Annotated in this window: 9 protein-coding genes and 3 pseudogenes; 2 read left to right on the top strand and 10 right to left on the bottom strand. The window is 41.4% G+C overall.

Going from position 1 to position 13,437, the window contains the following annotated elements; translation table 11 throughout:
• Nucleotides 1-52: 52 nt before the first annotated feature.
• Together TT12_RS11125 and TT12_RS11120 are read left to right on the top strand one after the other, a co-directional pair.
• Nucleotides 53-577, top strand: coding sequence for a hypothetical protein (locus TT12_RS11125; protein WP_045454881.1), 525 nt, complete (start codon nt 53-55; stop codon nt 575-577).
• A 32-nt stretch (nt 578-609) separates the two neighbouring features.
• A complete protein-coding gene (locus TT12_RS11120) occupies nt 610-1,200 on the top strand; it encodes a hypothetical protein (RefSeq protein WP_045454879.1) in 591 nt (196 codons plus the stop codon).
• Between the two features lie 127 nt (nt 1,201-1,327).
• On the opposite strand, the pseudogene pnp reads toward TT12_RS11120, so the two are convergent.
• The 10 genes and pseudogenes from pnp to rimP form a co-directional block, all read right to left on the bottom strand.
• A pseudogene (gene pnp, locus TT12_RS11115) lies at nt 1,328-3,429 on the bottom strand (polyribonucleotide nucleotidyltransferase).
• Between the two features lie 747 nt (nt 3,430-4,176).
• Nucleotides 4,177-4,443: a 30S ribosomal protein S15 gene (gene rpsO / locus TT12_RS11110; protein ID WP_045443035.1), complete on the bottom strand. Its 267-nt coding sequence runs from the start codon at nt 4,441-4,443 to the stop codon at nt 4,177-4,179.
• 367 nt (nt 4,444-4,810) lie between these two features.
• On the bottom strand, nt 4,811-4,987 hold the full coding sequence (locus TT12_RS15640; RefSeq protein ID WP_167541661.1) for a hypothetical protein: 177 nt from the start codon (nt 4,985-4,987) through the stop codon (nt 4,811-4,813).
• 135 nt (nt 4,988-5,122) lie between these two features.
• Nucleotides 5,123-5,284, bottom strand: a complete 162-nt coding sequence (locus TT12_RS15635; protein WP_157292328.1) for a hypothetical protein — start codon at nt 5,282-5,284, stop codon at nt 5,123-5,125.
• Nucleotides 5,285-5,359: 75 nt separating this feature from the next.
• On the bottom strand, nt 5,360-5,884 hold the full coding sequence (locus TT12_RS11105; protein ID WP_045454877.1) for a type 1 glutamine amidotransferase domain-containing protein: 525 nt from the start codon (nt 5,882-5,884) through the stop codon (nt 5,360-5,362).
• Nucleotides 5,885-6,259: 375 nt separating this feature from the next.
• On the bottom strand, nt 6,260-7,339 hold the full coding sequence (gene truB, locus TT12_RS11100; RefSeq protein ID WP_045454875.1) for a tRNA pseudouridine(55) synthase TruB: 1,080 nt from the start codon (nt 7,337-7,339) through the stop codon (nt 6,260-6,262).
• Between the two features lie 16 nt (nt 7,340-7,355).
• Entirely contained in the window at nt 7,356-7,760 is a 405-nt protein-coding gene (locus TT12_RS11095; RefSeq protein WP_045443024.1) for a ribosome-binding factor A, read from the bottom strand.
• Nucleotides 7,761-7,963: 203 nt separating this feature from the next.
• Nucleotides 7,964-10,689 (bottom strand): annotated as a pseudogene (infB, locus tag TT12_RS11090) (translation initiation factor IF-2).
• Nucleotides 10,690-10,840: 151 nt separating this feature from the next.
• Nucleotides 10,841-12,324: pseudogene (gene nusA, locus TT12_RS11085) on the bottom strand (transcription termination factor NusA).
• 158 nt (nt 12,325-12,482) lie between these two features.
• Nucleotides 12,483-12,983, bottom strand: a complete 501-nt coding sequence (gene rimP / locus TT12_RS11080; protein ID WP_045454872.1) for a ribosome maturation factor RimP — start codon at nt 12,981-12,983, stop codon at nt 12,483-12,485.
• Between the last annotated feature and the right edge of the window lie 454 nt (nt 12,984-13,437).

The raw sequence follows: 13,437 nt of genomic DNA, 5'->3' as shown, positions 1-13,437 counted from the left end.
TGAGTTTGCTATAGTATGGCTACTTATATTTCTAACATAAATCGACTATAGTATGAAAAGCCAAAAAATGCGTCCTCTGTCAACCAAATCACTAAAAAAAGAGCCCACTAAGTCACGCCAGAAATGGTGGTCAATTATTATATTAGCGGCATTACTAATTGGCTACTTGGTCTGGAAAAACAATTCGATAGACACTAATACTGCGCCTATCGAAAGTACACCGTCGACTACCGAACCAGATAGCGCTACCCAATTAGATGCTACTCCCTTAGGTAATAATGACAATAGTTCAAACAATAGTGGCTTAACGTCAAATACTAATGAGATAACCACAGTTAATCAAATACCTAATGCTGATGCGATCTTAAATGCGGCTTTGCCAGAAACAGATAGTCTTGCCAAAGAGGAAATAGATCGCTTAGAAGACGAGCGTAACCGCTTAGCTGAACAAGAAAAACTGGCTGCTGAACAACTGACGATGAACAAGCAATTAACTGATATGAAAGCAGAGCAAATCGCCCTACTTGAACAACAAATAGCGCAATTAGAAGCCGAGACAAACGGCGACAAACAGTAGCTAATTATTAGACTTTTATCAAGGGGCTGACAATGGCGACTTTGCAACTTACCCACGCCCCTATCTTAAATAGTAGCGCGCAGCTGCTTATTCTACCAGTCAATACTGCAGGGATTCTTTTAGACCCTGTTCTCACAAAAGCTAAAACTTTATTTGCTGATAATTATCAACGTTACTATCGCGCATGCCGCGATGGCAGTCTGAGTGTTGGCAGCTGCTTACTGCATAAACGCGTGCTTGAGCAAGCTGGTTTAAGCATCAGCAGTAATGGCAATCAGCCCAGTTATATTGCTAATCTTGTGGTATCAAATCATCCTTACCACCCCACACGGTCACAATGGTTAATTGCCGCATTGAATGATTTATCTGAGCAGCTTATCCCGCTTATCCGTTATCAAGGTATTCGTAGAATTGCCCTCCTCGCACGCCCACTTATTCATAACCACTCACGAAATGAGACAGCTAACGTGTCTAACGCAGCCAATTTAGCAAACGCAGGCTCACTTGCGTTAGACTGGCATGCTGATATCTTACCGTTACTCTTACAGCACCTACAAGACTTGCCAAAACTTCGTATCGATATTCACCTTCCTAAAGACTTTAATATAGACCAATCACTTTGATATAGGCCAGTTACTTTAATAAGATATTCTACTGCAAACAAGATTTTACACCCATAAAAAACCGCCTTAAGCACTCATGACGAGAGACTTAAAGCGGTTTTTAGATGTTGACTATATTAGATATCGATTAGCTTTGTTCGATACCTTTCATAGTCAATTTAATACGACCACGGTTATCAACGTCTTGGACGAAGACTTTAACGATCTGACCTTCTTTTAGGTAGTCAGAAACATTCTCAACGCGCTCTTCAGCGATTTGTGAGATGTGTACCAAGCCATCAGTGTTTGGCAAGACGTTAATAAACGCGCCAAAATCAACGATACGAGCAACCGTACCTTCATAAGTTTTGCCCACTTCAACTTCTGCCGTCAACGCTTCGATTCTACCGATAGCTGCTTTAGTTGCCGCTTTGTTTTCACCAAAGATACGAATCGTGCCGCCATCATCGATATCGATAACTGCGCCAGTCTCTTCGGTTAGCTGACGAATCATCGCGCCGCCTTTACCGATTACGTCACGGATTTTGTCCGGATTGATTTCGATAACCGCATAGTTTGGTGCATGAGCGTTGATTTCAGTACGGCTCTCAGGCAATACTTTATTCATCGCATCTAAGATGTGGATACGACCGGCATGGGCTTGCTTAAGCGCTTGCTCCATGATGTCAGGCGTAATACCTTCGATTTTGATGTCCATCTGCAGCGCAGTGATACCATCTTTAGAACCAGCAACTTTAAAATCCATATCGCCAAGATGATCTTCATCACCTAAGATGTCTGATAGTACAGCGAAACGCTCACCTTCTTTAACCAGACCCATGGCGATACCAGCAACTGGTGCTTTTAGTGGAACACCAGCATCCATCAATGCCAAACTTGCACCACAAACAGACGCCATAGAAGATGAACCGTTTGACTCAGTAATCTCTGATACCACACGGATGACATACGGGAAGCGTTCGCTATCCGGTAGCATCGCTTGTACACCACGGCGTGCTAAACGGCCATGACCAATTTCACGACGTTTTGGAATACCTTCGCGGCCCGTCTCACCAACTGAGAAATGTGGGAAGTTGTAATGCAGCATGAAATGGTCACGAATCGTGCCACCTAGTGAGTCAATCATGTTGACATCACGGCTGTTACCAAGCGTGGTCGTAACCAATGCTTGCGTTTCACCGCGTGTGAACAATGCTGAACCATGCGTGTATGGCAATACACCAACTTGTACGTCAAGGGCACGAACAGTCTCAAGGTCACGACCATCAATACGCGGCTTACCTGACAAGATATTATCACGAACCGTACGATATTTAAGATCGTCATAGATTTCTTTAAGCTCAGATACTGTATCAGCGTAAGTTTCTGACTCAGCATCACCAGCAAGTGCATCAATAATTGACTGCTTGATTTCATCAAGCTTAGTGTAGCGCGCTTGCTTATCAGTAATCGTATAAGCGTCAGCAACTTGCTCGCCAAACTGCTCTTTCATGCTGCTGGTAAGCGCTTGATCACGCTCAGGGGCAGTATACTGCTGCTTAGCAGTACCGATTTCTTCTGCCATTGAAGCAATGTTATCAATAACGATTTGCTGTTGCTGATGACCATATAATACCGCGCCTAGCATTTGATCTTCTGACAGCTCTGCTGCTTCAGATTCAACCATTAGTACCGCAGATTTCGTACCAGCCACAACCAAATCAAGATCACTCTCTTTAAGCTGCTCAATTGTTGGGTTCAGGATGTACTCGCCGTTGATGAAGCCAACACGGCAGCTGCGACAGGACCATTGAATGGTGCATCAGAGATGGCCAATGCTGCTGAAGCACCGATTAAGGCTGCGATATCTGCAGACTGAGTTTTATCTGATGAAACAACCGTTGCCGTAATTTGAATTTCGTTAACATAACCTTCAGGGAATAGCGGACGAATCGGGCGGTCAATCAAGCGTGAGGTTAGGGTTTCGAACTCGCTTGCACGACCTTCACGTTTGCCATAGGCACCTGGAATTTTGCCCGCTGCATACATTTTTTCTTGATAATTAACCGTTAGCGGAAAGAAGTTTTGACCTTCTTTAGCTTCTGATTTTACCACTGCTGCGACAAGTACCGTAACGCCGCCCATGTGTACTAAGATAGAGTTTGCTTGACGAGCAATACGACCTGTCTCGATCACAACCTGTTGGTTGCCATACTGAAATTCACGCTTAATGGTGTTAAACATTGTCATATAATCTTCCTAATGTTGACTGACGAAAGTAATATCAGCATTATAAAAATGCTGATATTTTTCATTAAAATTCTGTGTATGTGACTACTAGTGTATATGACTAATAATTGACAGTCTTTCTCTCAGAAATCATCTCAACCAGTGCCAATAACATTACCTAGTTATTCCATATGCCTATCGGTGCTAGACATCGTACTATTGTGTATATTTGGTCATTCAATTTTGGCTTTACTATAAATACTATCAAAAAGACCTTAAGTCAAAAGACTTCGGTGCTAAAAACCCTATAGGCTATTTTTCTGCACTTTTGAGAGTTGGATATTAGCGCAGCTAGCTATTCTATAAGCTAAGAAACGGGTATTTTATAAATAGTCAACATATATGTAGTAGATATACTATCAAACTCACAAGGCATTATTTTACAGTGATTTATAGCCATTGACCAATGAATTGCGGAACACAGCAATTATCGATAGAAAACACTTAACTCTAGGCTCTAGTATTACTGTTTTTACGAAAACTTCTATTACCTACTTTGAATTGGTCTTTATAACCAATGCTATCCAAAATCAATCTTGAAAATGAATAAGCATAAAAAACGGCGTGAAACTATTCCACACCGTTTTTAGAAAAATCTATTTTATCGATAGCAACAAGCAAGTTCCAAGCGATTCAGCAAAACTTCTAGAATAGCACCATATGATGGCTTCTTTTATCTTAGCATCCGCTCGTACTATTGTCGTTAGATTAACGACGTAGACCTAACTGGCTGATAAGCGTGGTGTAACGACCAAGATCTTTACCTTTTAGGTAATCAAGCAATTTACGACGCGTGTTAACCATACGGATAAGACCGCGACGGCTATGATGATCAGCTTTATGTGCTTTAAAATGGTTCTGCAAATCGTTGATACGAGCACTCAATAGAGCTACTTGAACTTCTGGAGAACCAGTGTCATTTTCGCCACGTTGGTATTGAGCAATGATTTGTTCGCGATCGGTATTAGTTAGCATGAATATCTCCGGCAATGCTAAAAGCTTTAAGACATTCTCGAATTTGAGTAAGATCTAAAGCAGTAGAATAGTAAATAAAATAACCTGCACGTCATTCAGGACAACCCTGCATTACTAGAGTTGACCTAGTGTACGACAAGCTAATTAGTCATAACGACCATTTAGGATAAGTTGCGATGAGAGAGCACTTAATATAACTATCCGTTTTGGACAGCCTATGAAGCACGATGTCTTATCTCAACCTAATGTAAATGTGACAGTGATTATAACAAAAAACTGCTGAACTAGCAGCAGTTTTTCATAATACTTGTAAAGTCAGATTTATTTTTTATAGTTAAATCATCCGTCAATAGGCAATAGAATTTGCTTATTTCTTGACGTCATCTTCCGTCGCGTTACCGCCTAGTTCATCATCTTCAAGCGGTGCAGCTGTGGTAACTTCTGCTAAACTATCAGGAGTAGCATGCTCGCTAGGATTGATGTCTTCTGCAAGCCTTTCAATCTCTTTTTCTTGCTCATTCATGTTATTCAATGAATTACTCATATTAGCTCCTGAATTATTATTTTTTGAAGTAGCTGTTTTATACTTTTTACATTGAGATGCAAATGTCATCAGTGATATTGAGATGATAAGCAAATATATCAGTGTCACCTTATTATGGATGACACTTTACGTACTCTACTTGTCTTCTTTAGCATTTCCTAGGTTGTCCGCAATACGATCTGCTGCGGCTTCACTATCTTCAGTATGATTGTTCTCAGTTTGGCTTTTAAGCGCTGCAGTTGCTGACTCAGAACGTTGTTGCTCAAGCTTGGTATCGTTTGGATTAGAATTTGACATAATATTTTCCTCAGTTACGGTTGTGAACGTTTAAGAAATATAAATAATTAATTATTCAGTAAATGGGTAGAAAAATTAAGATAATGCCTTATCAATAGCATCAACGAAATTGCTGATATCATCTGGATTACGTGAGGTAATCAAATTACCGTCTACCTGTACTGTTTGATCTACAAATTTTGCACCAGCGTTTTCTAAATCTATCTGCAGCGTATGATAAGCAGTGAGCGTTTTACCTTTGGCAATACCTGTATTGATAAGTGCCCAAGGAGCATGGCAAATGACAGCTAATGGCTTGCCTGCATCATTGATAGCATTGATAATACTATGAGCCTCTTCATTGCCACGAATCGTATCCGCATTGACAGTACCACCTGGTAGTACCAACGCATCATAATCAGAAATGCTTGCGTCTTTTGCAAAAATATCAGCAATAAAGGTGTCGCCTTTGTCTACATCTTGCTGCATGGCTTGCACTTCTTTTTCTTTATTTGTGGTTATAAGAAGTGTCTTGTAACCTTTATCTTTGAGTTGATTATTAACCTCTTCGTATTCTGCTTGCTCGAAGTTATTGTGTAGTAAAAAAGCGATGGTTTTCATGATATTCCTTTTCTCGTTATGAGTGATTTTCTTTTAGTTGTTTTATTATTCATACTTTATTTTTATGAGTCGTTGTTATTATTGGCTGTATAGTCTTCCTCTGACCCATCTTGTTCCTATTAAATATTCTCTTTCGAACCTAGTTTTTATTTTTGATATATGACTTTTTATCTTATTATTTTTTTATGTTCTTATTCTTAGAGTCTTAGTTCGATTTATTTTTCTATCCAGACTTCCTATCCGGTAGATCTAAAGTACAAAAAAACAGGTTCCACCATAGGTGAAACCTGCAATAAAATGTGAGGATATGTGATTAGTGTAAACTATTAGTAAGCTAAATCGTGTTTAAACGAGGGTTATACAAGAACCGTAACATTAACGCTGGATTAATTTTTTAGGCTGCAATCTACCGTTGAGACTTACGGCACCCAATCCAAGAAACTGACCTTGCTGATTTATCAAACGAATATCAACTGGAATCTCATGGATCAAGGGTTGTTGGTCATCGTTACTACTAACCATATCACTATCTAGATGTATATCGTTGTTTTCTGACACAGACGACTGATGGCTGATACTAGTTGAAATATAGTCGCGCAGACTGTCTGTCAGTTGCTCAAATACATTCAAACGTTGACCCATGTGTATACGCTCACACTGCTCATCCGTCAATACCATCTCAGCTTCTATATTAATGCAAGCATCTACTGGCATCAATTGCTCTTGCCTGTTATCAAACGCTAATACTTCCAAGTCTGACAAAGTAATCGCATCATTGATTTTAAAATCACCAACCTGCGTACGGCGTAATGCAGTCAAATGCCCCAATGTACCCATCGCTTTGGCGATGTCTTCACCGAGTACACGCACATAAGTCCCTTTAGTACAGGTCACTGTCAATTGAATTTTCTCATGATTAAGCGCTTTTAGATCAATGGCCTTGATTACAATATCTCTAGGCGCTCGTTCTACCTCAATTCCCGCACGAGCATACTCATAGAGTTTTTTGCCATCTTTTTTTAGTGCAGAATACATTGGCGGTATCTGCTGCTGAACACCTAAAAACTGCTGGGCGACTTTGTCTAAAAGTACATCATCAAATTTTGGAATGGGTGCTTGTGCAACGATTTGACCATCGGCATCACCAGTATCAGTTTGACCACCAAGTAGAATAGTTGCTTGATAAGATTTATCTGCATCTAGCTGATAATGACTAAATTTCGTCGCTTCACCCATACAAATCGGCAATAGACCGGTTGCCATTGGATCAAGTGTCCCTGTGTGCCCCGCTTTTTTACTGTCATGATTTGGCGACTTAAAAAGATACTTCACCTTCGATACGACTTGCTGAGAGGTCATACCTTGAGGCTTGTCGACTAAAATAACACCCGAGACTTTAATCTTGTTAAAGTGATTACTAGACTTTTTATCCGCTTGCGTAGATGCGATAGACATAACGACTTTTACCCTTCTACTCTTCGTTTTCTTGCTCGTCAGACTCATTTTCTTCAGTCTTAATAACTGCTTTACTGATTAAATCCATCATGTAATTACCACGAGCAGTCACTTCGTCATAATGAAAACGCAAGCGTGGTGTGGTACGTGTTTTGAGACTATGGCTCAATTCAGTACGCAAAAAGCCCGCCGCTTTATTAAGTACTTTGATACTCTCTTCATGATTGGTCTTATTCATGGAATCATTAAGCTCAGGCTCCATGATGGTGACATAGACATCAGCATATCCTAAGTCAGGACTAACTTTGACACTAGAAATAGTGACAAAACCAGTTAAACGAGGGTCATTGACTGCATCACGGATGAGAACAGCAAGCTCACGCTGAATTTGGTCGGCTAAGCGTTGTAGACGTTGGTTCATATTTTTACCTTACTTTAATATGGCTTATTTTCACTGATTGATATATTGGCTCATTAACAAATTTTAGGACTAATAGTTGGTAAAAAAGGCCTAGCAGGATGTACCTGTTAGGCCTAAGTACAGCTAGATATTAAGAAGATACTAACCTGCTCAGCTGATTAAGCATATTGCATGATTAGATATCCTGCTATCGAACTGTAACGTTAGATAGTACGTGCAAACTCTTGGATTTCAAAGACTTCGATCTTATCGCCAGCTTCGACATCATAGCCACGAACAGCCATACCACATTCCATACCAGTACGTACTTCATTAACGTCTTCTTTATAGCGACGCAATGATTGCAATTGACCGGTAAAGATAACTTGGTCATCACGCAATACGCGGATCGGTTTGTTGCGATAAATTGTACCTTCAACCACCATACAACCAGCAGCAGCACCGAACTTACTAGAACGGAATACTTCACGAACGTCTGCAACACCAAGGATTTTCTCACGATGTTCTGGCGCAAGCATACCACTCATAGCTGCTTTGACATCATCAATCAAACCATAGATAACGCTGTAATAACGGATATCCATGTTGGCGGCATCCGCTTTGCGACGTGCGGTCGCATCAGCACGAACGTTGAAACCTAACAATACCGCTTCGCTAGATTCTGCAAGTGTCACATCAGATTCAGAGATAGGACCGACGCCTGAGCTGATTACTCTGACTTTAACTTCATCAGTTGATAGCTCATTCAATGCAGAAAGCAGTGCTTCAAGCGAACCACGAACATCGGTTTTCAATACGATATTCAAGAATGACACATCGCCTTGTTCCATCTGATCAAACATGCTTTCTAAACGCATGGCATTCTGACGTTCAAGTTGACGCTCACGCTCACGGTTGCTTCTAAACTCTGCCACTTCGCGAGCTTTTTTCTCGTCGGTTAAGACTAAGAACTCGCTGCCAGCTGCTGGTGTTTCAGGTAGGCCTAAAATTTCTACAGGGATAGAAGGACCTGCTGATTGAATACGCTTACCATGTTCATCAGTCATCGCACGAACTTTACCGTAATGCTCGCCGGCCAAGACCAAGTCGCCTTGCTTCAATGTACCTTTTTTAACTAAGACGCTAACAACTGGACCGCGCCCTTTTTCAAGTCTTGATTCAATGACCACACCTTGAGCAGCGCCATCTAACGGTGCTTCTAGCTCCATTAGTTCAGCTTGTAGGCTAATAAGTTCTAACAGCTCATCAATACCATCACCAGTTTTGGCTGAGATGCGAGCCATTGGGGTATCACCGCCCCACTCTTCTGAAACAACTTCTTTAGCAGTTAATTCATTAAGGACGCGATCTGGATCAGCGCTTGGCTTATCCATTTTATTAATTGCAACGATAATTGGTGTACCAGCAGCACGGGCATGATCAATAGCTTCTGCTGTTTGCGGCATCATACCATCATCAGCGGCCACAACTAACACAACAATATCAGTCGCCTGTGCACCGCGTGAACGCATAGCACTAAAGGCGCGTGACCTGGAGTATCAAGGAAGGTAATCACACCACGATCGGTTTTAACGTGATAAGCACCGATATGCTGAGTAATACCACCTGCTTCACCAGTTGCCACTTTTGTTTCACGAATTTTATCAAGTAATGATGTCTTACCGTGATCGACGTGACCCATGATTGTGACGACTGGCGGACGAGTTTGAACGTTACTGCTACGCTCATCAACGGCGTCTTGTAGATCGTCTTCAACCTTAGTATCACTAACCAGTACTGGATTGTGACCCATCTCTTCAACGAGCAAACTTGCTGTCGCTTGATCAATCGTATCTGACTCACGAGCCATCTCACCCATTTTCATAAGCAATTTGGTGACTTCGCGCGCTTTAACTGCCATACGTTGAGCAAGATCTGCAACGGTAATTTGTTCACTAATCTCAACATCGTAAACAATTTTTTCAACAGGCTTTTCGAACTTATGCTGTGATGCTTGCGTTGAACGCAAACCGTTTTTACGGTTTTTGATCTCACGCTCATCTTGATTCTTACGACGACCACGGCCACGAGCACTAGTACTACTGGTGCCACGCTTGATTTCACGACGTTCTTTTTCAAACGATTCTTCTAAGGCATCACCAACCAAACCTTCTGCTAGTGGCTCGTCTTTACGAACTTCAGAAGCAGGCTGATCTGTATATTTTCCAGCCATTTTACGCATTTGTTCAAGCGTACGTTTCTGTGCTTCTTCAGCTTGAGCGCGGCGTGTTTCTGTTTCGATTTCACGTAAACGAGCTTCTTCTTTCTCACGCATTTCGCGCGCTTTACGCTCAACTGCCGTTTCAACTTTCGGTTTCGTCGCTGCAACTTTTTTCTTCGGTTGGTCTTTAGGTTTGACTTCGACAGTGGTTTTGCCACCTTTTTTCACAACCACTGAGGTTGAGATATCGTCGTTTTTATCATCTGACTTTTTGCTAGAGCCTAAGCTTGCACGCATTGCCGCCAAGGTTGCAGCTTGACGTTCTTCAGATTTTTTCTTAGTAGCAGCACGCTCTTCAGCATCTTTAGCAGCACGCGCTTGCGACTCAATCATCGCTTGCTCACGCGCAGCCAACTCTTCAGCCATTTTTTCTGGATCAGGCTTTTCAAATACTTTCTTTTTACGCACTTCCACATTGACGCTCTTAGATTTACCTGAAGAGCCGGTCACGCGCGCAGTGCTAGTTGTCTTAGATTTAAGACTAATACGACGCTTTTCTTGCTGACCATGACTTTGCTTTAAATACGTCACCAACTTCTCTTGCTCAAGCTCAGTGACTAGGTCACCCTCTGCACGAGCAGGCAGTCCAGCATCTACCAATTGCTGTTGTACAGCACTTGCGGTTTTGCCTACCATATCTGCCAGTTCTTTGACGGTCTTATCTGCCATTTATTATCACCTACTGTCTATTATTTGCTATATGTTCAATTCAGTTGTTGGCTACAAATGATTGGGGTAAGGCTGGTATTGGTACTGCGTTCATACCAGCACTTTATTATCGATAGCATATCACTAAAAGACAGCGATATGCAGTTACCGCTTATTCATTGAACCAAGATTCCCGAGCTTTCATGATGAGTTTTCCTGCGGTTTCAGAGTCTAAACCTTCGATATCTTCGAGATCGAAGACTGCTTGTTCTGCCAAATCATCAACGGTAATAATGTCTTTTTGTGCCATTTTATAAGCCCAATTGACTGTCATACCTTCAAGCTCTTGTAGCTCTTGACTTGGCTCTTTCATGTTCTGTTGTTTGACCAGCTCATCAGCGATGACGACTTCTTTTGCACGCTCTTGAATCATCTCAATCGCTTCATCGTCTAGACCTTCGATATCGTAAAAGGTTTCAACTGGTACGTAAGCCACTTCTTCAATACTGGTAAAACCAATATCGACCAGTGCTTGCGCTAAGTCTTTATCCACTTCTAAACGTTCATAGAATAATTCGATAAAGGCTTTCGATTCGTTTTGTTGACGCTGCTGATATTCTTCTTCTAGCATCATATTAAGCTTATAGCCCGTTAGCTCAGACGCCAAACGTACGTTTTGACCTTGTGAACCGATCGCACGCGCCAACTGATCATTGGTGCTAAAGATAATATCAGCCGTTTGCGTATCTTCATCCAAGATGATGCTACTGACGTCAGCTGGCTCTAAAGCACTGATAATGAACTGTGCTGGATCATCTGACCATACCACCACATCAATGCGTTCGCCATCAAGCTCCTGCTGTACGGCTTGGATACGTGTACCACGCATACCAATACAAGCACCAACTGGATCGATACGATGATCGTTGGTTTTCACAGCTATTTTAGCACGAGTACCCGGCAAGCGCGCGACGTTGCGGATTTCAATAATTTGTTCGGCAATTTCAGGCACTTCTTTTTGCATCAATGCTGAAAGCATTTCAGGATGAGTACGAGACAGTAGCAACTGAGCGCCGCGGTTTTCACGGTTTACATGATACAAAATGGCATTGATACGTGATTTTGCACGTAATTGCTCACGCGGCAGCATCTGATCACGTGACAAATAGCTTCGGCATTGTCACCTAGATCAATGATATAGCCATCACGAGTCTGCTTCTTGACTTCGCCATACATCATCTCGCCAACACGTGGCTCAAAAGCATCTGCTACTAAATTACGCTCAGCTTCACGAATCTTTTGGATGATGACTTGTTTGGCTTGCGTCGCAGCAATACGACCAAACTCAATCGATTCAATCTGTTCTTCTTTGACATCACCGATTGACCATTCTTCTGGATCAAGATCGCTGATGGCTAGCTGACAAGCCGGCATTTCATGGTCTTCATCTGCAACCACTGTCCAGTAACGATAAGTATCATAATCGCCCGTTGTACGGTCAATAGCAACCCGTACTGCCACTTCTGGCTGTTCGGTGTATACTTTTTTCTTAGTCGATACCACCAAAGCATCTTCTATCGCTTCAAAGATATCTTCAGGATTTAAGCCCTTTTCATTACTGACAGTTTCTACTACCGTTAAGATTTCACGACTCATGCTATACCTGTCCTATCATTTTTAATTGACTTAAATTTTATAATTTATGTATTGCTATTATATTTTCACCGTAAGCTATATAAGCTGTTTGGATATTAAAATGCTGATGGATGATTTGTTACTTCAAGTTTTCAAATCAAACCAAGCTGTACAAAAGCTTAGGCATCTTCATAAATCAAATTGGCTTTATCAATATTACTCAGTGCAATCTCAAACTGCTGACCATCGCTTGATGTCAGATTTAAGACATTTGCATCGATACTATCTAAAGTACCTGTCGCTTTGCGACGTTTTTGATCACCTTCACCAATCGCTTGTATTAAACGCAAGCTGACGGTTTGACCAACATAGGCATGCATCTGCTCATCGGAAAAGAATGCACGGTCGAAACCTGGTGAAGAGACTTCTAAGATAAACTCACCAGCAATCGGATCATGAACCTCAAGAATACCACTCACTTGATGGTTCACTGCTGCACAGTTTTCAATGGTTACTTGTTTATTTTGAGCCTGCTCTTCTGGCAATGCCTCAATATAGATGCGTAATAAAGAGCGATTGCCTTGCGGTGCAAACTCGATACCCCATAATGCCACATCGCAAGCCGCGACGGCAGGAGCAATAATATTGGTTAGTTCTGTAACTTTGGTTGAAAGCTTCATAATCTATTTATCTTTTCCTATTCACGTATCTATCGTACTTAGTAAACCGCGTAATTGTCGCTCACTCATGGAGTTTATTTATTAGTAAGAGACACAGTCATTATATTATCTTAAATCACAAACATATTATTTTATATGATATGCGCTTATATAGGGATGAGCACAAAAAACATCAAGCTCAGCCAGACAATGCTTTTATTATTCACAAAGCAGTACTATCGATAAAAGAGTGAGGAATAAAGGATAGTGTGCTTAAGAAGCAGCGCGCCGATAGCGGCAGGTGACAACCAATAACGAATAATATCGCACTCTATAGAACTAGAGCTAGAGCTTAGCATAAGTAGGATAGATACCGCGATACCACTGACCATCAGATACAAAAAAACCCACAAACATAATGGTGGCTAATCGTTACTGACAAATTTAGTGTACAAAACATCAGTATAAAAAGTGG

Source organism: Psychrobacter sp. JCM 18903 (assembly GCF_000586475.1).
Classification (GTDB): domain Bacteria; phylum Pseudomonadota; class Gammaproteobacteria; order Pseudomonadales; family Moraxellaceae; genus Psychrobacter.
The sequence above is the reverse complement of the archived record's forward strand: the minus strand, read 5'-3'. Positions and strand labels throughout refer to the sequence as shown.